The 21,586-nt window shown below is 65.7% G+C and carries 24 protein-coding genes; 15 read left to right on the top strand and 9 right to left on the bottom strand.

The annotated features are described in order from the left end of the window. Positions 1–795 carry an NAD(P)H-dependent oxidoreductase gene (locus ABFX29_RS12520; protein ID WP_152229003.1) on the top strand — a complete coding sequence of 265 codons (795 nt, stop codon included), beginning with the start codon at positions 1–3 and terminating at the stop codon, positions 793–795. Positions 796–828: 33 nt separating this feature from the next. Here ABFX29_RS12520 and ABFX29_RS12515 read toward each other — a convergent pair whose 3' ends face one another. After that, a complete protein-coding gene (locus tag ABFX29_RS12515) occupies positions 829–1,545 on the bottom strand; it encodes an SDR family oxidoreductase (protein ID WP_152229004.1) in 717 nt (238 codons plus the stop codon). Positions 1,546–1,637: 92 nt separating this feature from the next. On the opposite strand from ABFX29_RS12515, the gene ABFX29_RS12510 reads away from it, so the two are divergent. After that, a complete protein-coding gene (locus ABFX29_RS12510) occupies positions 1,638–2,534 on the top strand; it encodes a LysR family transcriptional regulator (RefSeq protein ID WP_152229005.1) in 897 nt (298 codons plus the stop codon). Between the two features lie 140 nt (positions 2,535–2,674). Beyond that, positions 2,675–3,331: an SRPBCC family protein gene (locus ABFX29_RS12505; protein ID WP_152229006.1), complete on the top strand. Its 657-nt coding sequence runs from the start codon at positions 2,675–2,677 to the stop codon at positions 3,329–3,331. 196 nt (positions 3,332–3,527) lie between these two features. Here the strand turns inward: ABFX29_RS12505 and ABFX29_RS12500 are convergent, their stop codons facing one another. Beyond that, a complete protein-coding gene (locus ABFX29_RS12500; RefSeq protein WP_152229055.1) occupies positions 3,528–4,001 on the bottom strand; it encodes an ASCH domain-containing protein in 474 nt (157 codons plus the stop codon). 188 nt (positions 4,002–4,189) lie between these two features. Between ABFX29_RS12500 and ABFX29_RS12495 the strand changes: the two genes are divergently transcribed. The 5 genes from ABFX29_RS12495 to ABFX29_RS12475 all read left to right on the top strand — a co-directional run bounded on the left by ABFX29_RS12495 (position 4,190) and on the right by ABFX29_RS12475 (position 9,867). Beyond that, positions 4,190–4,798 (top strand): hypothetical protein, encoded by a 609-nt coding sequence (locus ABFX29_RS12495; protein ID WP_152229007.1) that lies wholly within the window; start codon positions 4,190–4,192, stop codon positions 4,796–4,798. 166 nt (positions 4,799–4,964) lie between these two features. Then, the gene (locus ABFX29_RS12490) at positions 4,965–6,464 is read left to right on the top strand and encodes an MFS transporter (RefSeq protein ID WP_152229008.1); all 1,500 of its coding nucleotides are present in this window, start codon (positions 4,965–4,967) and stop codon (positions 6,462–6,464) included. Between the two features lie 147 nt (positions 6,465–6,611). Further along, a complete protein-coding gene (gadC, locus tag ABFX29_RS12485; RefSeq protein WP_091608490.1) occupies positions 6,612–8,072 on the top strand; it encodes a glutamate/gamma-aminobutyrate antiporter GadC in 1,461 nt (486 codons plus the stop codon). Then, complete coding sequence (locus tag ABFX29_RS12480; protein ID WP_152229009.1) at positions 8,069–8,515, top strand: hypothetical protein; 447 nt, start codon at positions 8,069–8,071, stop codon at positions 8,513–8,515. The genes gadC and ABFX29_RS12480 overlap by 4 nt, the downstream gene beginning before the upstream one ends. A 2-nt stretch (positions 8,516–8,517) precedes the next feature. Next, positions 8,518–9,867, top strand: a complete 1,350-nt coding sequence (locus ABFX29_RS12475) for a dipeptidase (RefSeq protein ID WP_152229010.1) — start codon at positions 8,518–8,520, stop codon at positions 9,865–9,867. 46 nt (positions 9,868–9,913) lie between these two features. On the opposite strand, the gene ABFX29_RS12470 is transcribed toward ABFX29_RS12475, so the two are convergent. Together ABFX29_RS12470 and ABFX29_RS12465 are read right to left on the bottom strand one after the other, a co-directional pair. Then, the gene (locus ABFX29_RS12470) at positions 9,914–10,756 is read right to left on the bottom strand and encodes a class II glutamine amidotransferase (RefSeq protein ID WP_152229011.1); all 843 of its coding nucleotides are present in this window, start codon (positions 10,754–10,756) and stop codon (positions 9,914–9,916) included. Positions 10,757–10,893: 137 nt separating this feature from the next. Beyond that, positions 10,894–11,790, bottom strand: a complete 897-nt coding sequence (locus tag ABFX29_RS12465; RefSeq protein WP_152229012.1) for a LysR family transcriptional regulator — start codon at positions 11,788–11,790, stop codon at positions 10,894–10,896. A gap of 71 nt (positions 11,791–11,861) precedes the next feature. Between ABFX29_RS12465 and ABFX29_RS12460 the strand changes: the two genes are divergently transcribed. Beyond that, on the top strand, positions 11,862–12,887 hold the full coding sequence (locus ABFX29_RS12460) for a DMT family transporter (protein ID WP_246167662.1): 1,026 nt from the start codon (positions 11,862–11,864) through the stop codon (positions 12,885–12,887). Positions 12,888–12,889: 2 nt separating this feature from the next. Further along, a complete protein-coding gene (locus tag ABFX29_RS12455) occupies positions 12,890–13,909 on the top strand; it encodes a protein kinase domain-containing protein (protein WP_152229013.1) in 1,020 nt (339 codons plus the stop codon). Positions 13,910–13,933: 24 nt separating this feature from the next. Here ABFX29_RS12455 and ABFX29_RS12450 read toward each other — a convergent pair whose 3' ends face one another. Beyond that, a complete protein-coding gene (locus ABFX29_RS12450; protein WP_152229014.1) occupies positions 13,934–14,296 on the bottom strand; it encodes a hypothetical protein in 363 nt (120 codons plus the stop codon). A 170-nt stretch (positions 14,297–14,466) separates the two neighbouring features. Between ABFX29_RS12450 and ABFX29_RS12445 the strand changes: the two genes are divergently transcribed. Next, complete coding sequence (locus ABFX29_RS12445) at positions 14,467–15,807, top strand: APC family permease (RefSeq protein WP_152229015.1); 1,341 nt, start codon at positions 14,467–14,469, stop codon at positions 15,805–15,807. A 17-nt stretch (positions 15,808–15,824) separates the two neighbouring features. Here ABFX29_RS12445 and poxB read toward each other — a convergent pair whose 3' ends face one another. Beyond that, positions 15,825–17,543 carry a ubiquinone-dependent pyruvate dehydrogenase gene (gene poxB, locus ABFX29_RS12440; protein WP_152229016.1) on the bottom strand — a complete coding sequence of 573 codons (1,719 nt, stop codon included), beginning with the start codon at positions 17,541–17,543 and terminating at the stop codon, positions 15,825–15,827. Between the two features lie 140 nt (positions 17,544–17,683). On the opposite strand from poxB, the gene ABFX29_RS12435 reads away from it, so the two are divergent. Genes ABFX29_RS12435 through ABFX29_RS12425 form a run of 3 tightly spaced genes read left to right on the top strand, consistent with a single transcriptional unit; the run spans position 17,684 to position 19,719 of the window. Next, positions 17,684–18,391, top strand: a complete 708-nt coding sequence (locus ABFX29_RS12435; protein ID WP_152229017.1) for a histidine phosphatase family protein — start codon at positions 17,684–17,686, stop codon at positions 18,389–18,391. Positions 18,392–18,400: 9 nt separating this feature from the next. Beyond that, complete coding sequence (locus ABFX29_RS12430) at positions 18,401–18,952, top strand: DUF3090 family protein (protein WP_152229018.1); 552 nt, start codon at positions 18,401–18,403, stop codon at positions 18,950–18,952. Then, positions 18,952–19,719, top strand: a complete 768-nt coding sequence (locus tag ABFX29_RS12425) for an SCO1664 family protein (protein WP_152229019.1) — start codon at positions 18,952–18,954, stop codon at positions 19,717–19,719. Before ABFX29_RS12430 ends, ABFX29_RS12425 begins: the two co-directional genes overlap by 1 nt. A gap of 90 nt (positions 19,720–19,809) precedes the next feature. Here ABFX29_RS12425 and ABFX29_RS12420 read toward each other — a convergent pair whose 3' ends face one another. Continuing rightward, positions 19,810–20,280 carry an SRPBCC family protein gene (locus ABFX29_RS12420; protein WP_152229020.1) on the bottom strand — a complete coding sequence of 157 codons (471 nt, stop codon included), beginning with the start codon at positions 20,278–20,280 and terminating at the stop codon, positions 19,810–19,812. 377 nt (positions 20,281–20,657) lie between these two features. Between ABFX29_RS12420 and ABFX29_RS12415 the strand changes: the two genes are divergently transcribed. Then, entirely contained in the window at positions 20,658–20,864 is a 207-nt protein-coding gene (locus ABFX29_RS12415) for a hypothetical protein (RefSeq protein ID WP_152229021.1), read from the top strand. 27 nt (positions 20,865–20,891) lie between these two features. On the opposite strand, the gene ABFX29_RS12410 is transcribed toward ABFX29_RS12415, so the two are convergent. Together ABFX29_RS12410 and ABFX29_RS12405 are read right to left on the bottom strand one after the other, a co-directional pair. Further along, positions 20,892–21,350, bottom strand: coding sequence for a GyrI-like domain-containing protein (locus tag ABFX29_RS12410; RefSeq protein WP_152229022.1), 459 nt, complete (start codon positions 21,348–21,350; stop codon positions 20,892–20,894). A gap of 45 nt (positions 21,351–21,395) precedes the next feature. Then, on the bottom strand, positions 21,396–21,542 hold the full coding sequence (locus tag ABFX29_RS12405; protein ID WP_152229023.1) for an ATP-binding protein: 147 nt from the start codon (positions 21,540–21,542) through the stop codon (positions 21,396–21,398). Positions 21,543–21,586 lie beyond the last annotated feature (44 nt).

Raw genomic sequence — 21,586 nt, 5'->3', positions numbered from 1 at the left:
ATGCCAATCATCCATCCCCCGAAACCGGGCAGCGCTCTGTGGGTAACCGCCCATCCGCGTGCCGCATCACTCAATGGCCGGCTGTTCCGTGAAGGGGTTAGCGCGCTGTCGACCCGTTATCAGGTGGCGACGTCGGACCTCTACGCCCAGGGATTTAATCCCGTTCTGGGTGACAGCGACCTTGGCGACCTTGCAGGCGTACCGGGCAACCTCGCAGTCCAGGCCGGGGAATCCTATGCCGCCGGCCAGCTGCCGGCTGAGGTGCAGGCGGAGCAGTCCAAGCTCGCCGCGGCCGAGCTGCTCGTCCTGCAGTTTCCGCTCTGGTGGTACGGTCCCCCGGCGATCCTGAAGGGCTGGTTCGACCGCGTGCTCACCGACCAGTTCGCTTACGGGGACCTGGATCCGGAGTTCGGCGTGCCCCGGCGGTACGGCGACGGCGGGCTCGCCGGGCGAAAGGCACTCGTCCTGGTGACCGCCGGGGAAGACGAACGGTCGATTGGCCCGCGGGGCATCAGCGGCGACCTGGAGTCACTGCTCTTCCCCCTCACCCACGGAGTGCTCTGGTACACGGGCGTCGAGGTCCTGGACCTGCATGTGGTGTACGACGCCGATGCCCTGGATTCCACGCAGGTGGACCAGGAGGTGAAGCGGCTTCGGGAGCGGCTGGACGCCCTGGACTCGGAGACGCCCCGCCGCTTCCGGAGCCTGCGCGGCGGCGACTACCGCGGCACCCGTGCCCTGCGCGCCGATCTCCATCCCGGCCGCACTGATCTGGGGATTCACCGGGCCGATTGACCGGTTGTCACGGACCTCAGCCGCGTGGCGGGGTCACCAGGGCACGGCACCGCCGTCGTCGAAGAAGCCGCCGCGGGGGCCGTCGTCCGGGAGGGTCGCGAGGTGCAGTGCAATCGCGGCCCCTTGCTCGGCTGTGCGCGGGGCGTTGAATCCAGTGAAGTCGGTGGCCACGTAGCCGGGACAGGCAGCATTGATGATGATGTTCGAGCCGGAGAAGGCGCGGGCGTACTGCGTCGTGATGCTGTTCAGCATTGACTTCGACGGCGCGTAGGCAGCCAGGATGGGCCCCGTTTGAAGGGCCAGCGAGCCCATGTTGCTGGACATGTTGACGATTCGCGGCGAGGCAGCGCGGCGCAGCAGGGGCAGCATTGAGTTGGTCACCCTCACCGCTCCGAAGACGTTGGTGTCCAGCACCGTGTGCAGCACGCCCAGGTCAAGGGTTGTTGGATCCTGCGCTCCGGAGTCGGTTCGTCCGGAAATGCCGGCGTTGTTGATGAGAACATCGAGCCGTCCGGCCTTCTCTTCGATGACCGAGGCAGCCGCAGCCACGCTGGCATCGGACGTGACGTCGAGGGATACCCCCACCGCATCTAGATCCGCGGCACGCAGCTTCTTGACGGCGTCGTCCCGCCGCACCTCATCCCGGGCCCCGACAAAGACGGTGTATCCCAACCGCCCAAGGCCTTCTGCGATGGCGTAGCCGATTCCTTTGTTGGCGCCTGTGACCAGCGCGGCTTTGGTGTTATCCATGCTCTTCATCATGGGTCCGAGGTGAACACGGCGTCCAAGACCAACTCAGTACACTGTGATACCCGAGAGGTATCACCTGTAAGGTGCGGTGTGTGATCGAGCTCGAGACCCGGGAACTGCGGTACTTTGTGGCCGTTGCGGAACACCTGCATTTTGGGCGGGCAGCCCTGGAGCTCGGCATTGCCCAGCCGCCGCTCTCCCGTGCAGTTTCCCAGCTGGAGCGACGCCTCGGCGTCCGCCTCTTTGAACGCAACCGCCGCGGCGTGGCCCTGACCGATGCGGGACAGGTGCTCCTGCGTGAGGCCAGGGCAACCCTTGAGGCCGCCTCGGCCGCGGCACGCCGGACGCAGCGAGCCCAGGACCCAGGGCGGGCATTGGTACTGGCCTCCAAGGCTGGAGCCTCCCATGCCCTGCTGCAAGGACTCCTTGAGGCCTCTACACGTCAGGCTGGGATGCCAGCGCCTGAGGTTCTGCTGTGTGAGGTAGGCCAGCAAGCCGGTTTGCTGCGCAGCGGACGCGCCGATGCGGCCTTGATGCATCAGCCAGTGGATGACTTCACAGGCTTGGATGCGGAACCTTTGTTCGCTGAGGGGCAGGTCGTGATCCTGCCGGCCCGGCACCCGCTCGCGTCACGTGATCAGCTTTCCCTGGCGGAGGTCGCTCACGTTCCGGACCTGCCCATGGCTCGATGGCCGCGCGTCGACGGGAGTTACCCGGACGGCCCCGGACCCGAAGTCCATACCCAATCCCAGCTTGCCCAGCTCGTTGCGCTCGGCAAAGCACTGCTCGTCATCCCTGCCTCCAGCGGTGCCTGGCAGTGGACCGAACACGTTGCCATACCCGTGCCGGACGCACCGACAATCACAACCGTTCTCGCCTGGCCGGCAGGACCACCCTCGCCTGGCGTTGCTTCCCTCATCAAAGCGGCAAAAACTCTCCGCGCACCTGCCAAACACGATGCCCTCCTGGAAGTGAACGACGGGAACTAGGCTCCGGGTCTGAAGGGCGGAAAGCCAGCGTCGCTAGCCATCGCGCGGCGCCCCGATAGGTCCGGGGACATCCGCCCCCCCCGGCGCCGGGCCGGTCTATCTCCGTTGCCCTCGAGGCGCACCGGTGCCATATTTGGCCCATGCGATGGACACGGCGCCTGGCGGGCGCGGCAGCAGCCGCGGCAGTTTTTGCAGCCGTGTTCCTCGCTGCACGCCGCGTTTCCCTGCGGTGGGGTGCCACGGACGATGAACTGCGGATGCCGCTGCCTGGCGACGAACTGCTTCAGGCACCCAACCTCACGGCGACCCGCGCGATCAGCATCGCCGCGCCGCCGTCGGCGGTATGGCCCTGGCTCACCCAGCTCGGCCAGAACCGCGGCGGCTTCTACTCCTACGACTGGCTGGAGAACCTGGTTGGGCTGGGAATCCACAGCGCCGATGCCATCGAACCGGAGCTGCAGGTCCGTTCGGTCGGCGACGAGGTCAACCTCGCCCCGGGCGCGGCACTGCTGGTTGCCGCGCTCGACGACGGGCGCGCCCTCGTCCTCAGCGTCGGCGTCAACGGCATCGACGGCACGATCGCCGAAGCACCCTTTCAGTTCACCTGGGCCTTCGTCCTGCTGCCCCAGCCGGATGGATCGACCCGTCTCGTGGTGCGCGAACGGTATGTCTACCTCACCGGCTGGACCGGGGCGCTCGTGGAACCGGTGGAGATGGTCAGCTGGGTCATGACCGAGCGGATGCTGCGGGGCATCCGCGATCGTGCCGAACGCGGGCCCTCCCCTGAGCGCGCCTGACCGACAGCTGCCGCCGAGGTTCCCGCCGCCGTCGGGCACCGGTTATGCCGTCCGCTCCGCGCGCCGTGAGCCCGCCTGCTCTACGAAGCTACGGGTTACGACGCCGAGGGCAGGGACGGTGACTACCTGCTCTTTGGCAAGGTGCTGGGCGGGGCTCCGCCGTCATAATGCATGCAGCGGCGGGCCCTGTGTTTGTTCAGCAGTCCCCGCTCACCTGATCTGCGTACTGAGGCGGCCAGACGACCCTGAAGCGTTCGAAGACTATTTCGTCGGCTTCAGACCACTGGCGGCCCTGGGCCGCCGAAACCCGCGTCCAGTACCGGCGGTGCTCACACTGCCAGCTTTCGAGGCTCAGGTCATCTTCCCCTTCTTCCCGGGCAAAGGCCGCGTCAGCCGTAGGAAAGGACCCCAGCCGCAGTTCGATGCTGCGCAGGATGACCTGCGGTGTGCCCGTCCCGTCGCAGGCGATCCAGTGGGATCCGATGCGGGGCACCGCGTCACCCCTGGCCAGGAAGTCCGCGACGAGTTCCGACGTCGCGCGCTTCCTCCCGCTGAGCACGTGGGCGAGAAGTTCGTCAGCGAGCCGCCGCGTATCCCCGAAATGCTCCACGGTGTATTCCGGGCAGGCGGCCGCCGCCTCCGGGTGCGCGGCGGAGTACTTCTGCCACATTCGGATGGCCGCGTCCTGATCAACTGGGTGTACCGGGTCAGATTCCACCAGCCCATGATGTCAGGCCCGCTCGCGAAGATAGGCATATGCCCCAGTCACAGCCTGCACACCGCGCTAAAACCGGGCCTGTTCAAAATTCCCGCCGCCGTTTAGGGTCTGACTAACTGACAATCGGGGGACAAGAACACATGGGGAACCGAATTGCGGGCCCTGCGGCCGCGCTTCTGTTGGGCGCACTGCTGGCGGGCTGCGGACCGACGGACGCTGAGATCGATGAAGCCCAGGCCGTCGCGGAGGCGAAGGCCAGTCCGGTCCCCACGCCCTGGGATCCGCGGCCCTGCCCCGGCGGCGAAATCCTGCAGACGGATTCCTCCGGCACTATCCAATCCATCAGGCCGGACTGCTTCGACCAGGCCCTGGTCGAAGCAGTCGCTGAGTTCCCGGAACCGCTGCCTGCAGGCATTGACTGGCATTTCCGCACCATCAATTATTTTGATCCGGAAGAGAACCCATCGCTCGAAGTGCCGGTGATCATGGACGGCAACCAGGACGTTCAGGTGGCCGGCTTCTGGCTCTGCGCGTGGATGGATTCATATCTGCAGGCTGTGGACAGCGATGACGCGTCCGGGCAATCGGACAGCCTGGTGTACCTGGACAGGTACACCCAGCTGCCGGCGGTCCAGGCGCACTTCGTCAACCCCGAAGACTTTGAGGCCAACGTGATCGCTCCGGCCCAGGCCGGTGATCCAACAAGCATTCGCAAGTTTTTCCAGACCTGCGGCGCCTACCGGAGCTAGGCCAGCCCGGAAAAAGGCCTGGGCCCCGCCGGGAAACCAACAGTGGATCCGCGCGGATTCTCCCCGCGCAGGTACCCCTATCGGCTGGAACCCCTCGCACGGTGAAAGTACCTGACTTACCGTGGCATAAGTGCACCGGGGGCTGGCCAGGGGAAGGAACCGGGCGATGAACGACTCCGCGGAGGCCAACGGCCGGGCGGGCGGTGTGCTCGCCGCCACCTGCATCTCCACCCTGGTGGTGAATGCGAACACCTCGGCGGTTAGCATCCTGCTTCCCGCTATCTCTGCGGACACCGGCACCTCCGTGGATACCCTCCAGTGGGCAGTAACCGGCTACTCGCTGGTCGGTGCTGCGGTGATCGTCACGTCAGGCTCGCTCGGCGACGTCTTCGGACGGCGCCGGGTCTTCCAGCTGGGGCTGCTGCTTTTCGTTCTCTCCTGCGTCATCATCGCATTAGCCGGCACCGGCGGAATGGTCATAGCCGGACGCCTCATCCAGGGAGCGGCCGGAGCAACCATTCTGGCGTGCGGAATGAGCCTGCTGTCAGTGGCCAACTCGGGTGACGCGCAGCTGCGGGCGGTATCACTGTGGGGAGCGGCGGCGGCCGTGGGCGCCGCCGCCGGCCCCCTGGCGGGCGGATTGCTGGTCGACGCCACCGGCTGGCAGGGGCTGTTCTGGATCGACGCCGGAATCGCCGTCGTCTGCATTGTGCTCACCGCGGCAACCGTTGCCGAATCCCGGGATCCGAACCGGCAGCAGGCCATCGACTACGCGGGCACCATCCTGATTGCGCTGACGCTGACTCCCCTCATTCTGGGCGTTTCCAAGAGCGGTGACTGGGGCTGGTTCTCGATTGCCACGCTTGGCTGCTTCGCCATCACGGTTGTTGCCGGCTACGCCTTCATCGCCGTCGAGCGCCGGGTGGCGGTTCCGCTGCTGGACCTCTCCCTGCTGCGCAACCGTGTGCTGGTAGGTTCGACCGTCGCTATCCTCATCGGAGCTGGAACCATCAATGCACTCATGTACCTGCTGAGCCTGTACTTCCAGGACCCCTCCACCCTGGGGTTCAGCCCACTCCAGGCCGGCCTGGCCACTCTTCCCGCCACCGCGGGCCTCGTGATCGTGGCTCCGCTGGTGCCCCGGCTGGCAGCGAAGGTGGGCGGCCGGCAAACCGTTGGCATCGGGTTCGCCCTGACCACCGCCGGCTTTGTCATTGTCGGTTTCACGGAGGCGACGTGGGCCTATCCCCTGTTTCTGCTGCCGCTGATTGCCATCGCGGTGGGGATGGGCCTCTCCAACGGTCCGGCGTCATCGGCTGCCACCGCAGCCGTGCCCGGAAATCAGGTGGGCGGCGCCTCGGGGATCTCCAATATGGCCCGCTACGTCGGGGCAGCGGTTGCCACGGCGCTGGCCGCCACCATCTACGGCAATGTCGTCAGCGCGCAGACAGCTGAAGGCGCCGCCGCCGGGGATGCCCTGGCCTCGGGGCTGACAGCTGCCGCATGGGTGATGGCGGTGTTCAGCTTGCTCGGCGTGCTGATGGCCTTCGTGATGGGGCGGCACCGGCGGGTCCAAGGCACCCTGCAGGACGCCGCCGCTTCCGCAGCGGCTGCCACGTTCACTTTGCCAACAACGGCTACCTCCCGGCCCACCAGTATCACGTAAGCATCTCTTTTCGCCTGAGCCGGCCCGATTCACTTGACATCACTGGTTACCTCCTGAGGCCGGTTTCATACTGAACTCATCATTAGGCTGGCCTACCTGATTCGGAGGCATTCTCATGACTGCGCACGCGATACCAAGTGAGTCACCATGAGCACCGCCGACATTCCGATAGACGGCTCAGGGTCGACGGCGGCGGCCCGGACCCGCCCCACCAGCACCCAGTGGATTTCCTGGATTGCACTGGCAATGATGACCACCAGTTCGGTGGCCAGCCTGCGGGCAGCACCCACAATGGCCGTCTACGGCCTGGCCTGCGTTTTCCTGTACCTGCTGCCTGCCCTGGTATTCCTGCTGCCCACCTCGCTTGTCTCCGCGGAGCTCGCTTCGGGCTGGACGGGCGGCGTCTACAAATGGGTTTCGGAGGGAATCTCAAAGCCCATGGGCTTCCTGGCCGTGTGGTGCCAGTTCGCCATGACCATCTTCTACTACCCCAGCCTGCTGGGGTTCGTCGCGAGTACGCTCGCCTATGTCATTAATCCCCAGCTCGCGAGCAGCGGGGTGTGGACGGCCTGCGTAATCATCGTCGTCTACTGGTCCGGTGTGTGGGTGTCCTCGCGCGGCACCAAAGGCGTGGCGGGGCTGGCCAGCGGCGGGCTGATCATCGGGACACTGGTTCCGGGCGTTGTCCTGGTGACCCTCGGCGTCGTCTTCCTGGGACAGGGCAATGAATCTGCGGCGCCAATGACCGCCGAAAATCTGTTCCCGGTCTGGGCCGGGCTCTCCAGCCTGGTGCTGATCGTCAATAATTTCCTCTCCTACTCCGGGATGGAAATGAACGCCGTGCATGTATCCTCGCTGAAGAATCCGGCGAAGGAATATCCCAAGGCGATGTTCCTGGCCATGGGACTGGTGCTCGCGATCTTTATCCTGCCCGCCCTGGCTATCGCTTGGATCGTTCCGGCAGAGGAGCTCTCCCTCACCGCCGGTGTCATGCAGGCGTTCGACGCCGTCTTCGCGAATTTTGGCTGGCAGTGGCTGACGCCGATCGTCGGGATCATGCTGGTGACGGCGTCCCTGGGCGGCATGCTCACCTGGCTGGCCGGGCCATCCAAGGGGCTGCTGCTGATATCGAGGCAGGAAGGTTACCTTCCGCCGTTCCTGCAGAAGCTCAACAAGAACGGTGTCCAGCAGAACATCCTGGTGGTCCAGGGAATCGTCACCACGGTGATCGGCCTGGCCTACGCGCTGCTGCCAAACGTTTCGAGTGCGTACTGGATTTTCTCCGTCATCACCACCCAGGTGTACCTGATCATGTACCTGCTGATGTTCGTGGCTGCGGTCCGTCTGCGGCAGAAGCACCCGGACCATCCGCGCGGGTTCCGCGCCCCCATGCTCCTGGGGCTGTGCGGTGTGGGCTTCGCGGCCTCCCTGGCGGCGCTGCTGGTCGGGTTCGTGCCGCCGTCGCAGTTCGCGTCCGGCAATCCGGGGATCTACGTCCTGATTGTTGGCGGCGGCGCCCTGGGCCTGGGCCTTCTGGTGCCGTTCCTGTTCTACCGGTTCCGTAAGCCTTCCTGGAAACAGGACGCACTGCCGGAGGTGGAGTCATGAGCACGCCGGTGGAGCATCAGCCAAAGCGCGAGCGCACCTGGATTTACATAGTTGCCGTGGTGCTGCTTATAGGCATGGGGCTGTGGGCTGTTCTCGCCTTCGGGGCTGCCAGGCAGTCACGGGAAGCAGGGGAGAAAGCTGACAGGTTCATTACGCTGGTCGAGGCCGCCGGCGTAAACACTCCGGACAAGGACCAGGTGGTCCGCATCCTGGGCGACGACGGCGGGGCGGCCTGCGCCAATCCGAACGCGGCGCTGAGCCGGGCAACCCTGAATTCGATGCTTGCCAACGGAGCCACGGGCCCCGGCGCCCGGCCGGTGATTTCCGACCGCCGGGCGGTCCTGGGACAGCTGCTGATCATCGAGGTTTACTGCCCCGACGAGCTGGATGAGTTCAAGGCCTCGATCGAGGACCTAAAGACCGACGACGTGACAGGAACCTGACCATGGATCCACGGGAACGCGTGGCCCGGCTGATGCCGCAGGCACACCAGGAACTGGCCGAGCTGGTTGCGATTAAGTCGGTGGCCGATCCGCGGCAGTTTCCGCCGGAAGAGTGCCAGCGGGCCGCGCAGTGGGTGAGGGATAAATTCGCGCAGACCGGTTTCACCGATGCCCGGCTGGAGGAGACACCGGACGGCAGCATGGTAGTTCTCGGTTCTCGGCCCAGTGCCGACCCGCAGGCACCCACCGTGCTGCTGTACGCGCATTACGATGTCCAGCCGCCGCTTGATGACAGTGCCTGGCGGACTCCGCCGTTTGAGCTGACGGAGGTGGACGGCCGCTGGTTTGGGCGCGGCGCGGCGGACTGCAAGGGCAACATCGTGATGCATCTGGCGGCCCTGCGGGCATTGGGCGAGAACATCCCGGTAAACCTCAAACTCGTCGTCGAGGGTTCGGAGGAGCAGGGCACCGGCGGGTTGGAGGCGTTCGTCGAGTCCCATCCGGATCTGCTCCGTGCTGACGCGATCCTGGTCTGCGATACCGGCAACGCGGCAGTGGGTTCGCCGGCGGCCACGGTGAGCCTGCGCGGGATGGTCAACGTTGTCGTGGCGGTTGAAGCCCTCAACTCGGAAATCCATTCCGGGATGTTCGGCGGACCGGCACCGGATGCCCTCGCTGCGCTGGTGGTACTGCTCGGCAGCCTCCGCGATGCACAGGGGAACACGACCGTCGCCGGTCTGGACAACAGCCGCCACTGGTCCGGCGCCGCCTATGACCCGGAGCAGTTCCGCCGGGACGCAGGCGTGCTCGACGGCGTCTCGCTGCTTGGGGGCGGCACTGTCTCGGACATGCTGTGGTCGCGGCCTGCGCTCACGATTCTCGGCATCGACTGCCCGCCCGTGGTTGGGTCCGCCGCCGCGATCGTTCCGCGCGCGGCGGCCCGGCTAAATCTCCGGATCCCGCCGGGCACCGCCCCCGAGGCCGCGGAGCGGGCCCTCACCGCGCATTTGAAAGCGGCAGCTCCGTGGGGAGTACGCATCACCGTGGATGTTGAGGCAACCGGGTCACCCTTCGAGGCGTCCACTGACGGTCCCGCGTTCAAGGCCCTGGCCGCTTCCGCCCGGGAGGCTTACGGCCGCCCCATGACAAGCCTCGGCCAGGGCGGTTCGATTCCGCTGTGCAACGTCTTCCAACAGACGTATCCCAACGCAGAGATCATCCTCATGGGTGTGGAGGAACCCCAGGCCCTCATCCACGCCCCCAATGAAAGTGTGGCTCCCAGCGAGATCGAAAATATGGCACTGACCGAGGCCCTTTTCCTGGCACGGTACGGCGCTGCGAACGCGCGTTAACTGGGACCGGCCGCGGTTGGATGCCGGGGCCGGTGGAACTCGGGTCTCAGACCGCGACCGCAGGAGCCACGGGTTCAAACGGATACTGCTCCTGGTCACCGCCTCGCACGACGACACCCGTTGCCTCCGGCACAGCCTGCCACGCGCCGCGGAAGTCACCCAGCGGCTCGCTGACCACCAGCCGCGAATCCTCCGAGAGCTTACCGAGCAGTTCATGCTCCGGATACTGCTCCTGGAGCGTCGCGATGTCGCTGCTGACAAAGAGCGTCCGCGAGTCCCGCACGCTGGAGTACCGGAACGCCCACGTCGTCTCACCGTCGGTGGTGGCAACGGTCATCTGGACGGGATGCTCGACGCCGCGGCGCTGCCCGGTCTCTTCGATGAAGCCCACGGCCTCGGCGACCGCCGCGCGGGGGTCCTGTTCCAGCCCGAAGGTCAGCGCGAGGTAAAAGAACATCTCCGAGTCCGTTGATCCTTCGATCTCCGGGTAGAGGCCAGGATCCACCGCCATGGCCAGGTCCCGCTTCACCTTTGGAAAATCCGTGAGCACGCCGTTGTGCATCCAGAGCCATTTGCCGTGGCGGAACGGATGGCAGTTCGTCTGCTGGATGGCCGTGCCGGTGGTGGCCCGGATGTGCGCGAAGACGCGGCGGGCAGACGCCTGCGCAGCGAGTTCGCGCAGGTTGCGGTCGTGCCACGCTGGTTCGGTGCTGTGGAAGACGCCGGGGGTCGGTTCGGTGCCGTACCAGCCGACGCCAAACCCGTCTCCGTTGGTGGTCTCAACTCCCATGCGGGAATGCTTGCTCTGCATCACCAGTGAGTTGACCGGTTTATAGAGAAGGTCGTCCAGCCGGACCGGGGACCCTGAATACGCTAGCCAACGACACATGACGACTCCTTCGGATCGGTCCGGCTGCTATGCCGGTGGCCCGAGGGGCCAGCTTCACCCCGTCGCTGTGCTCAGGCCGCAAGGTCAGTGGACCACAGAAGGATTAACTGGTCCATACGCCCCCGAAAGTCCCCGCATCAGGGCGCAGCCACAATCTGCCTCAGGGCAGTGACGACCTGCTGGACCGCAGACCGGTGCAGGGCTTCCGGCCTGCAGAGAAGGTCCACGTGCCTGGCGAGCGGCAGGTCGCGGATCGGTTTGAGAACCAGTCCGCTTCCCGGCCGCGGTGCCGCGGTGTGCCGCGGCATCAGCGCCACGGCGTTGCCGGCTGCAACGATTTCGGCCGCGATAAAGAACTCATTGATTTGATGCGTAATGTCCAGGGGCTGCCCCGCGTGCACGGCAAGAGCCTGCAGAGCCGGCACCAGCGGGAATCCGTCCTGGACGGACACCCACTCCTCCCCGGCGAGGTCCCTCACGGTGACGCTCGGCTTCTGTGCCAGCCGGTGCTTCTCCGACATGGCGACATCCAGCGGCTCGCGCACCAGCGGAAGAACGCTGATTGATTCCGGCCAGGGTTTGCTGTGCTCGAGGCGGTGCGCAACCACCAGGTCATAGTCGGCCGCGAGCGCGGGGAAACTCTCCTGTCCCACATCCCGGTCGGAGCAGACCAGCCGCGGACTTCCTTCACCTGCCAGGGCCGAAAGCAGCGGGCGGAACCAGGTGAGGCCCGCACTGTTGAACGCGGAAATACTGACCGTCGCCCGGGGATCCTGCAGGTACCGGGCCACGGCCTGTTCCGCGGAACTCATGGCAACGCTGATATCCACCGCCGCCCGGGCCAGGGCCCGGCCGGCCTCCGTCAGGACCAGGTTCCGTCCCCGCCGTTCGGTGAGCGGCACTTCAATGCGGCGCTGCAGGGCGGTGAGCTGCTGGGAGACTGCCGACGGCGAGACGTGGGAGGCGCGGGCGACGGCGGCAAGACTGCCCCGCTCGCCAAGTTCCCGAAGAAGCCGGAGCTGATAAAGATCCATAAGAAAGACTAAACCGGCATTTCAGTTTTTGGCCTCTAGTCTTACGAATCACTTCTCATCAAACTCAAGGAGTGCCCTCCTCGATACTGAATCCAGCAGCCCTCCCCCGCACTGAACGACGACGCCGGGTCGCCTCGCTCCTCTCCGCGCGCAGAGTGGACCTGCTGCTTCTCCTCGTCGCAGTTGTCTGGGGCAGCAGTTATCTAGCGGCGAAAACCCTCACCGGGACGGTCAGCGTGACCGCCATCCTGTCCCTGCGCTTTCTCATCACCGCTGTGGCGCTGGTGGTGATCTGGCTGCTCTGGCACCGCCGTCGGACCTCGCGCCGGGAGGCGGCCACCGGCGTCGTACTGGGTTTAACCCAAGCGGCCGTGCTCATCCTTGAAACTCACGGAATTGCGGGCACGAGTGCTACGAACGCCGGACTGATCATCAGCCTGGTCGTTGTGTTCACGCCCGTTACCGAGAGCATTGCCTTCCGGGTGAAGCTGCCGCGGATGGTTTTCGTAGCCGGTGTCATCGCCGTCGTGGGGGTCTGTTTGCTCGTCTCGGCAGACGGATTTGCGACCCCCGGAGCCGGGGACCTGCTTATGCTTGCCGCAGCTGCCGTGCGCTCGATCCATGTCACAGCGGTCTCCGCACTAACCCGGGGACGCGGCTTCAGTGCGTTGAACCTGACGCTAGTCCAGAGCGTGGTCTGCGCTCTCCTCTATACCGCCGCCGATTACCCGGGCGTGCTGCGGGCCGTGCAGGGCTTCGGCGCAGCTGAATGGATTGGCGTGCTCTACCTCGGGCTCGTGTGCAGTGTCTTCGCGTTCCTCGTCCAGACCTGGGCCATCCAGCAGACATCAGGTTCCCGGGCGGGCCTCCTGATGGGAACCGAACCCATCTGGGCTGTCCTCATTGGAATCACCATCGGGCAGGAATCGCTAGCCCTGCTTGGCTTCGTCGGCGCAGCCCTCATCATTGCCGGCACGTATCTGGGGTTGAGGGCGGAGGCACGCCACCGAACCGGCGCAGATCGACTGCGGGCGGGCGGCAGCGAATCGTTTGGCCAGCCGGTCCCAGCAGTTCATGCGCCCTCCCCTAGGGTGTAGGGATGACGGTACGGGTACGTGAGGCCAACGCCATCTCTTCGGCTCTCGCCGGGCTGGATGATGCCGGTGTGCGTGCGCTTATCGATGATGCTGAGCAGGCGGGCATAGGCATTGGGGGAACCACGAAGACTGCGCGCTTGGGCGAAACCACTGTCTTCATCAAACAACTTCCGCTGACAAGCGCTGAAGAAGCAGATCCATGCTCCACCGCCAGCCGTCTCCGGCTTCCCTTCGTTTCCCACTACGGGATAGGAACCCCTGCCAACGCAGTCGGGCGGGAACTTGCAGCACATCAGGTCACCACCCGGTGGGTTCAATCGGGTCTGGCGGACTTCTTTCCGCTCCTGCTCGGTTGGCGGGTCCTGGATGTAAAAAGCGAGGCAGACCTCAGCGAGTTCGACGGCGATACCCCTCCCCGCCAGTGGGGACCGCACTGGCCTGAAGTCCAGGGCAAGCTCTCCGCCATGAAGGCCGCGTCCAAGAGCATGGTGCTCTTCCTTGAGTACGTGCCCGTTACCCTGGGCGACTTGATCCGCCGGAGCTTGAAGGAGGGTTTCGGGGCCGAGGTTTTTCCCGGCATTGTGGACCAGCTCCTGGAAGCCACTGCATGGATGAACAGCCGGGGCTTTCAGCATTTTGACGTGCATCCCGGCAACATCCTTGTCCAGGACGGCAGGCTGCTTTACACGGACTTCGGCCTGGCACTGCACCGGGATTTTGAGCTGACGCCCCAGGAAGCGTGGGGCATGCGTACCCATGACGGCTTCGACCGCGATTCCGCCCTGATGCACCTGTTCCACTGGACGTTATTCGAACTCGGCTATATCTCCGGGGAAGCACGGCTTGGCCTGCTGCAGGCCGCTGCTGCCGGCCCAACTTCTCCGGCGTTGGATCCTGTCCGGGCCGCGCTTGGAAGCGGTGCGGACCTGATTGCACAATATGCGGATACCGCCATCTACATCACCGAGCTGTTCGCTGCCCTCACACAGAACGTGTACGCGACGGAGTATCGGCGCCCATAGGGGGTGCGGCATTGCGGTACGGCCTTAGGCGCCACCCTGGCCGGATTCACCGTCTCGAAGGTACCGGGAATTCTCCTCGTCTTCGATTTCGGAGATCGTGTAGGCCGGAGCTGCTGATTGCTCAATCGCTGAGCTTCCCGGGGTGAAGCCGAACATTCTCGATTGGACGGACGCTGACCCGGCCAGCGGGCCGGCAATTCCCTTACGCCAGGCCCCGGCACGAGTTGCCAGACGAACCAGGATCAGCACAGCCAAACCCCAGCCAACCGGGTTGCTCCAGCGCTCAAGGTTCCCCGGAGCTAACCCGTCGGCGATCATCAGCACCAGCAGCGCGACCAGCAGAACCACGGTGGACGCCGTCAAGAGACGGGAGAGTCGTGCTGCCATGCGCCCACCCTAGTCAGCCCAGTAGGCCGAAGCCAGAGACTAGGCAGCTGCGTCATTCACCGGCTCAGGTGTCCCACCTGGATGGTATCGGGGGAATTCATACGAAACCCGGCTGGGAAAGGTACAAATGTTCTCTTGCGCTGGGATAGCAAAAGATCTCCAATAGCCCAATGACAAACGATGCCGGCAAGGCCGCCTCAAAACCGCAAACCGGGTTGAAGCGGGCAGTTGGCACGCCGCTGCTGTTCGCGTTTATCGTGGGCGACACCCTCGGGGCCGGCATCTACACCCTGGTGGGCACCATGGCCGCCGATGTCGGCGGCGCAATCTGGCTGCCGCTGCTCATCGCATTGGTCGTTGCGCTGCTTACCGCCGCAACCTACGCAGAGCTGATCACCAAATATCCGCACGCGGGCGGAGCCGCGCGGTACGTCGACCGGGCCTTCGGCATCCCGTACCTGTCCTTCATCGTCGGATTCCTGATGATGGCCTCAGGCATCACCACGGCCGCCGCCCTCGCAAACGCCTTCGCCGGCGATTACCTAACCGCGATCATCGACGTGCCTGCGGCCCCCGCAGCGGTGGTGTTCATCATCGTGCTGACCCTGATCAACCTGCGCGGAGTCCGGGAGTCCCTCGCCGCGAACCTCGTCGCCTCAATCATCGAGGTCAGCGGTCTGGTCATCGTCATCTTCGTCGCCGGCATCGTCCTCGCCTCCGGGAACGGGGAGCCCTCCCGGCTCCTTGAGTTCGCCCCGGACGTACCGCCCCTCCAGGGCGCCTTTGCCGCATCCATCGTCGCCTTCTTCTCCTTCCTCGGCTTCGAAGCAGCGGCCAACATGGCCGAGGAAGTGCGTAAACCGTCCAAGTCCTACCCCCGCGCACTGTTCGGTGCCATTAGTACCGCAGGGCTCGTCTATCTCCTCATTGCCCTCGGCGCGGTCATCGTGGTGCCGCCGGCTGACCTGGCCGAATCGACCGGACCTCTGCTCGACGTCGTCGCAGCCAGCGGCGTCGGAATCCCGCCCTGGCTGTTCAGCCTCATAGCGCTGATCGCCATTGCCAACGGGGCCCTGCTGTTTATGGTCATGGCCAGCCGCGTTGGCTACGGGCTGGCAGAAGCCGAACTGCTTCCCCGCGCCTTCAGCCGTGTTCTCCCGGGCCGCCGCACCCCCTGGGTTTCAATCGTTGTCATAGCCGGCCTGACGATCGTCCTCACACTGACCGGGAATGTTGCCTCGCTCGCCGAAACCACGGTGCTGCTCCTGCTCCTGGTGTTCCTTTCCGCCAACGTCAGCGTCCTCGTCCTCAAGAAGGACAAAGTCGACCACGACCACTTCACCGCACCCAGGTTCATACCGGTCCTGGCGATCATCGCGAGCATCGTGCTCCTGACCCAGCAAACCGGACCCATCTGGCTCGGCTCCGCCGCCTACGTTGCGGTCGGTTCCCTGTTGTTCCTCGCGGCCCGGGCCCGGCGCAAGCGCGAGGAACGCACGAGCGCCGACTGACTTGCGACGCCGGAGCCTCAGAGCAGCTGCCGCGCATTCGCCCGGGCAAGGTCGATGAGTTCGCGCCCGTTTCCGGCGATCACGGTCCGCAGCGCGTAGAGCGCGAAGCCCGTGGCCTGCTTTGCGTCGATCTTCGGCGGCATGGACAGCTCCTGCCGGTCCACCGCAACCGACACGAGCGCAGGCCCGTCGTGCGCAAAGGCGCGGCGCAGTGCCCCGTCCAGGTCCTCCGGGCGGCTCACGCTTTCCCCGTGCATCCCCACGGCCTGCGCCACCGCGCCAAAGTCCGGGTTCTCGAGTCCGGTGCCGAAGTTGACGATGCCGGCTGCCTTCATCTCCACCTCCACGAAGCTGAGCGCAGCGTTGTTGAACACCACGATCTTGATAGGCAGCTTGTGCTGCACGGCCGTCAGCAGCTCACCGAGCATCATCGCGAGGCCGCCGTCGCCGGCGAGCACCACCACCTGCCGGTTACGGTCCACCGCCTGCGCGCCGAGGCCCAGCGGTGTTGCCGCGGCCATGGTGCCGTGCCAGAAGGAGCCGATCAGCCGCCGTCGCGGGCCAATGTGCAGGTGGCGGCAGGCCCAAATAACCGGAGTGCCGACGTCGGGCAGGAAGACCGCGTCCTCATCCGCCAGTTCGTCGATCAAGTGCGTGAGGTGCTGCGGATGGATGGGGCCCGGCCCCTGCCTCTCCAGGTCATCGAGCTGGGCGCGGGTGCGCCGGTAGTGGTCCAGCGACTTCTCCAGATGAGTGCGGTCCTGCTTCCGTTCGAGCAGCGGAAGCAGCGCCGCCGCCGTCTCCCGTACACCGCCAACCATGCCCTGGGTCAGCGGCGCCCGGCGGCCAAGCTGCTCGCCGCGAATGTCGATCTGCAGGATCTTCGCCTTCTCCGGATAGAACTGCTGGTACGGGAAATCCGTGCCAAGCATCAGCAGTGCGTCGCAGCTTTCCATCGCCCGGTACCCGGAGGCGAACCCGAGCAGGCCGGTCATGCCGACGTCGAACGGGTTGTCCCATTCGATGAACTCCTTGCCCCGCAGGGCGTGCACGATCGGCGCCCCGAGTGCGTCCGCGAGCGCGAGGACTTCCTCCCGGGCGCCCTCGACTCCGCCTCCGGCAAGGATCGTCACGTTTCCACAGGAGTTGAGCGTGTCCGCTGCCTCCTGGAGCTCGGCCGGCGAGGGAACTGTCACGGGACTGGAGCGCCGCACCTCGGGCACCCGGTCGCTGACGGCGTCCTGCGACGCCGTGTCCCCTGTGATCACGAGGACGGCGACGCCCTGCTTTTCGATGGCGGTGCGCATGGCGATCTCCAGCAGCCGCGGCATCTGCTCCGGGCTCAGCACCGTTTCGCAGAACACGGCGCAGTCGCGGAAGAGGTCCGTGGGCCGGGTCTCCTGGAAGTACTGGCTGCCGATCTCCTCGGTGGGAATGTGCGCAGCGATCGCGAGGACGGGGACCCGGCTCCGGTGCGCGTCGTAAAGGCCGTTGATCAGGTGCATGTTGCCGGGCCCGCAGCTGCCGGCGCAGACGGCGAGCTCACCCGTCAGCGCAGCTTCCCCGGCGGCCGCAAACGCGGCCTCCTCCTCGTGCCGGGTCAGCATCCACTCGATGTCCTTCTCCCGGCGGATGGCCTCGGTCACCGCGTTCAGGGAGTCTCCGGGGACACCCCAGATCCGCTGGATTCCATTGGCTGCGAGGGTCTGGACGATGTTCTCGGCGATGGTGGCCATGGTGCTCCTCTGCTCGGGACTCAGACGGAGGGTCCAGTCTAGGGGCGGGGATTGAGCTGTGCCAGCGGTGCTGGTTGGGACAAGAGTCCGCGTTCCTTGCCATTCCCGCACCCCGCCGGTCAGGGAACTAGGCTGGGGGCATGGCGACAGTTATCCTCGTGCGGCACGGCCGCACCACAGCGAATGCCTCCGGCCTGCTGGCCGGCCGCACCCCCGGCGTCAGCCTGGATGACACCGGCCGGGACCAGGCCGCTGCGGCTGGCAACCGGCTCGCCGTCGTGCCCCTGGTGGGCGTGGTGTCCAGCCCGCTGGAGCGCTGCAGGCAGACCGCGCAGTTCATCCTTGACCGCCAGCAGGGCAGCCCGCACGCGCCGGTCGACGCCGACCTCACCGAGTGCGACTACGGCCAGTGGCAGGGCGGCACCCTTGCCGACCTCGCGAAGGAGGACCTGTGGAAGGTGGTGCAGTCACAGCCCTCCGCCGTGACCTTCCCGGGCGGTGAGTCCATGGCTGCGATGCAGGCCCGTTCGGTGGCTGCGATCCGCCGCCACGATGCAGCCTTCGAGGCCGAGCACGGCCCGGGTGCGGTGTGGGCGGCGGTGAGCCACGGGGACATCATCAAGTCGGTCCTTGCCGACGCGCTGGGAATGCACCTGGATATGTTCCAGCGCATCGACGTCGGGCCGGCCTCGCTGTCGATCGTGCGTTACGGCCCGGGGCGTCCCACTGTCCATGCCACCAATACCGACGCCGGGGACCTTTCGTGGCTGGCAGCTGTCCACGGGCAGGACGATGCGCCGGTTGGCGGTGGTGCGGGACACGCAGCGCCACCCGCCCAAGGAGCCTAGAGTAGTCCTATGCCTACAACCGTTCACGATTTCGACTGGCCGGACCGCGTAGTAGTCGGCACCGTCGGCGTCCCCGGTCAGCGCACGTTCTACCTGCAGGCGCGGGCGGGCAAACAGCTCATCAGCATTGCCATGGAAAAGCTGCAGGCGGACCAGCTCGCGGAGAAGATCGATGAGATCCTCGACCAGCTCATGACCATCGACGGCAACCCCTTCCATGTTCCTGCGAACACTCCCTTGGAGCTCGTGGACAATGACGATCTGGACCCTGTGGAGGAACAGTTCCGCGCCGGCGTGATGAGCCTGGGCTGGGACCCGACCACGTCACAGGTGGTCATCGAGGCCTACCCGATCGAAGTTGATGAGGACGACGACGGGTTGCTCGAAGACCCGGACGACGCCGATGCCTCCGAGGTGCTGCGGGTGCGGATGCCGGTGGGCACCGCCCGCGCCTTCGCGAAGCGCACGCGGGAAGTGGTGGGCGCCGGGCGTCCGATCTGCGTGATCTGCGGCCAGCCGATCGACGACGACGGCCACACCTGCGCCCTCCCCGAAAACTAATGCCGGAGCCGGACCTGCTCACCGATGAGCTGACACTCACCGGACGGATTACGACGGCGTCCAACGCCACGTTCCTGGGCAGCATCGGCGACGCGGAAGTTGTCTACAAACCCATTGCCGGCGAGAAGCCGCTGTGGGATTTCCCCGACGGCTGCCTGGCTCACCGTGAAGTCGCCGCCTACCTGGTGTCTGAGGCTTTGGGCTGGAACATCGTGCCGCGCACCTGGCTGCGCGACGGGCCGCTGGGCGAGGGCATGGTTCAGCTTTGGCAGGACGCCGATCCGGAGCAGGACGCGGTGGACCTGGTGCCTCTGGAGGAAGTCCCGAAGTCCGGGTTCAAGCTCGTGCTCGAGGGCGAGGACCAGGCCGGGCAGATCGTCGCCCTGATTCACGAAGACACAGCTGCGCTGCGGCGGATGGCGGTGTTCGACGTCGTCGTCAACAACGCCGACCGCAAAGGCAACCACGTCCTGGCCATGCCCGGCGGGCACCGGTACGGCGTGGACCACGGGGTCACCCTCCACGCCGAGCACAAGCTGCGCACCGTGCTCTGGGGCTGGATCGGTGAGTCTTTGAGCGCCGAGGAGCTCGCGGGCGTTGATCGCGTTCTTGCCGGGCTGGACGGCGGGCTCGGCGAAATGCTGGCTGCGCTGCTGACCGCCGAGGAGATCGAGGCGCTTGCCGCGCGCTGTGTGCGGCTGCGCACGACGGCGGTGTTCCCTGGACCGCGCGGCGGGATGCCTGCGGTGCCCTGGCCGCTGTTCTAGCGGGACCGTGGAGAATCACCTTCGGGCCATAGCCGAGCGCCTAGGTCCTGATGGTTGTGGTGCCTGGCCCGTGCTGGCCGAGGGGAAATCCTATCCGCCCGGAGTTTGGCCTTGGGCTGAGTCCATGACGAGGAACCTGTTCCGGGTCTCGATGAGCTTCCGCAGGTAGCGGGCCAGCACCAGTTTCTCCACCAACCGGCCAAGCGGGCCGAAGGGAGCTTCAAACTCGATGCGGTCGATCATGACCGCACCGGCCGAATCCTCTTTGAATTCGTGCTCATGCCGGAACCGCTTGAACGGTCCTTTGACCTGCTCATCGACGAAGTAGTCGGGCGCATCCATGGCGGTGATGCGGCTCGTCATCCTGAGCGGGACACCGAAGTGCCAGGCCCGCCAGGTGACGTCCTCACCCAGGGAAATGAGGCCCGTAGTCACACCCGCGACCGCCTCTTCGCGGGACCGGGCCATCGAGTCCTTATGGGCATCGATGCTCCGTGCGCGGTCGAACAACTCGGCCCTGGGCATGGTGGTCCGGGTGGCACATTCGAAGAAAACCGTCATCTGTGGAGTATTGCAGCTAGCAGGCACGGGGCTTTCCATCTGCGTCGGAGAGGTTTTCGTGAAGCGCCTCCGGCACGAGTACCGGTACAAGGCCGACGAGCCGCACCTCTAGATGACTCCTCCCTATAAACGGATGGGCGGAAGGAAGCACCGTTTGAGGTCTGTTCCGTCGCCGTCTAGGGTGGCCGGACAGCCACCACCGGCCAGGAGGAAACAATGAAGTCCGCCTTTCGTGCAGCCCTTCCCATCCTTGCGGTAGTCCTGCTTGCATGGCACGGGCTGCAGCGCGAAAAGCCTGGCTCCGCTGCCGCCGTCAGGCACTGACTTTCCCTTGTGAATCAGGACTGCACCCCTCGGCCCCAACAAAAGGATCATTGATGCACACCAAACCGAACCGGATCTTCATTGGTTTGCTGCTCGCGATGTCGCTGGCGGCAGCAGCCCTCATCCTGAACATTCCGGCGCTTTTTGGATCGCCCGAACCAGGGCAGCTCTGGCTCGCCGCAGGGCTTGGATTGCTCACTGCTGCGCTGGGAACGGCTGTTATGCTCCTTCGCCCGCAGCGCCGGGGCAACGGCGGCTAGCCGGCACCCGGTGGAAAGGTTCCGGATTCAGTCGACCGGCCAGCAGATCTGGGTGCGTGCGTCCTCCGGGCTCTGCTCGGTCTCGGGATCTGCAAGATAGTTCTCCCACATCACCTCACTCGGCGTGAGCTGGTGCTCGGTGAAGAAGCCCTCAATATCCGCGTAGGTGTTTGCCAGAGTGTCGAACGACCCGACATGCGTCGCCTCGACGATCCTTCCCGCTGGGAGGTGCCCCGGCACGACTTTCCCGGCGGGATCGATGATGCCTGGAACTGGGAATCCCGCTTCCACGTCAACCATGGCGCCGGGCTGCCCGTAATACTTGCCGAACGGGGGACCCACGGGCTGCACACCCTGTTTCCGAAGAGCCGCCATGATGTCCGAGAACGCGTTCGAGAAGAATTCGGCCAGCTCAGCCATCGGCACCTGCCCGCGAATGGCCGCCGTAGCCTGTTCCGGGTGTTCGGTGATCTGGATCTCCGTCATTCTCTCCACGCTAACCGTCCCGCGCTGCGCAGGACAGGGAGCGGGCTAACGTCCCGCCCCGGCGGGCAAAACGGCGGAGACCCGGAGGCCGCCGTCGGGCCGTGACGTGACGGTGGGCGTTCCGTCGTGAGCCTGGACAATGCTCCGGACGATCGCCGCCCCCAGGCCGGCGCCTGCGTGGTCCGAGCGCACCCACGACGTCGGCCGCTCTGCCGCAGGTGCGGACGGTGAACCCC

Origin of the sequence: Arthrobacter gandavensis (assembly GCF_039528575.1) — a bacterium.
Taxonomy (GTDB): Bacteria; Actinomycetota; Actinomycetes; order Actinomycetales; family Micrococcaceae; genus Arthrobacter_B; species Arthrobacter_B citreus_B.
This window is presented reverse-complemented; position numbering and strand designations above follow the sequence as displayed.

Bases quoted from the DNA above. Each gene is read 5' to 3' on its own strand.
- ABFX29_RS12520 (WP_152229003.1), top strand. From the start codon at position 1: ATGCCAATCATCCATCCCCCGAAACCGGGCAGCGCTCTGTGGGTAACC.
- ABFX29_RS12515 (WP_152229004.1), bottom strand. From the start codon at position 1,545: ATGGATAACACCAAAGCCGCGCTGGTCACAGGCGCCAACAAAGGAATC.
- ABFX29_RS12505 (WP_152229006.1), top strand. From the start codon at position 2,675: ATGCGATGGACACGGCGCCTGGCGGGCGCGGCAGCAGCCGCGGCAGTT.
- ABFX29_RS12500 (WP_152229055.1), bottom strand. From the start codon at position 4,001: ATGTGGCAGAAGTACTCCGCCGCGCACCCGGAGGCGGCGGCCGCCTGC.
- ABFX29_RS12495 (WP_152229007.1), top strand. From the start codon at position 4,190: ATGGGGAACCGAATTGCGGGCCCTGCGGCCGCGCTTCTGTTGGGCGCA.
- ABFX29_RS12490 (WP_152229008.1), top strand. From the start codon at position 4,965: ATGAACGACTCCGCGGAGGCCAACGGCCGGGCGGGCGGTGTGCTCGCC.
- gadC (WP_091608490.1), top strand. From the start codon at position 6,612: ATGAGCACCGCCGACATTCCGATAGACGGCTCAGGGTCGACGGCGGCG.
- ABFX29_RS12480 (WP_152229009.1), top strand. From the start codon at position 8,069: ATGAGCACGCCGGTGGAGCATCAGCCAAAGCGCGAGCGCACCTGGATT.
- ABFX29_RS12475 (WP_152229010.1), top strand. From the start codon at position 8,518: ATGGATCCACGGGAACGCGTGGCCCGGCTGATGCCGCAGGCACACCAG.
- ABFX29_RS12470 (WP_152229011.1), bottom strand. From the start codon at position 10,756: ATGTGTCGTTGGCTAGCGTATTCAGGGTCCCCGGTCCGGCTGGACGAC.
- ABFX29_RS12465 (WP_152229012.1), bottom strand. From the start codon at position 11,790: ATGGATCTTTATCAGCTCCGGCTTCTTCGGGAACTTGGCGAGCGGGGC.
- ABFX29_RS12455 (WP_152229013.1), top strand. From the start codon at position 12,890: ATGACGGTACGGGTACGTGAGGCCAACGCCATCTCTTCGGCTCTCGCC.
- ABFX29_RS12450 (WP_152229014.1), bottom strand. From the start codon at position 14,296: ATGGCAGCACGACTCTCCCGTCTCTTGACGGCGTCCACCGTGGTTCTG.
- ABFX29_RS12445 (WP_152229015.1), top strand. From the start codon at position 14,467: ATGACAAACGATGCCGGCAAGGCCGCCTCAAAACCGCAAACCGGGTTG.
- poxB (WP_152229016.1), bottom strand. From the start codon at position 17,543: ATGGCCACCATCGCCGAGAACATCGTCCAGACCCTCGCAGCCAATGGA.
- ABFX29_RS12435 (WP_152229017.1), top strand. From the start codon at position 17,684: ATGGCGACAGTTATCCTCGTGCGGCACGGCCGCACCACAGCGAATGCC.
- ABFX29_RS12430 (WP_152229018.1), top strand. From the start codon at position 18,401: ATGCCTACAACCGTTCACGATTTCGACTGGCCGGACCGCGTAGTAGTC.
- ABFX29_RS12425 (WP_152229019.1), top strand. From the start codon at position 18,952: ATGCCGGAGCCGGACCTGCTCACCGATGAGCTGACACTCACCGGACGG.
- ABFX29_RS12420 (WP_152229020.1), bottom strand. From the start codon at position 20,280: ATGACGGTTTTCTTCGAATGTGCCACCCGGACCACCATGCCCAGGGCC.
- ABFX29_RS12415 (WP_152229021.1), top strand. From the start codon at position 20,658: ATGCACACCAAACCGAACCGGATCTTCATTGGTTTGCTGCTCGCGATG.
- ABFX29_RS12410 (WP_152229022.1), bottom strand. From the start codon at position 21,350: ATGACGGAGATCCAGATCACCGAACACCCGGAACAGGCTACGGCGGCC.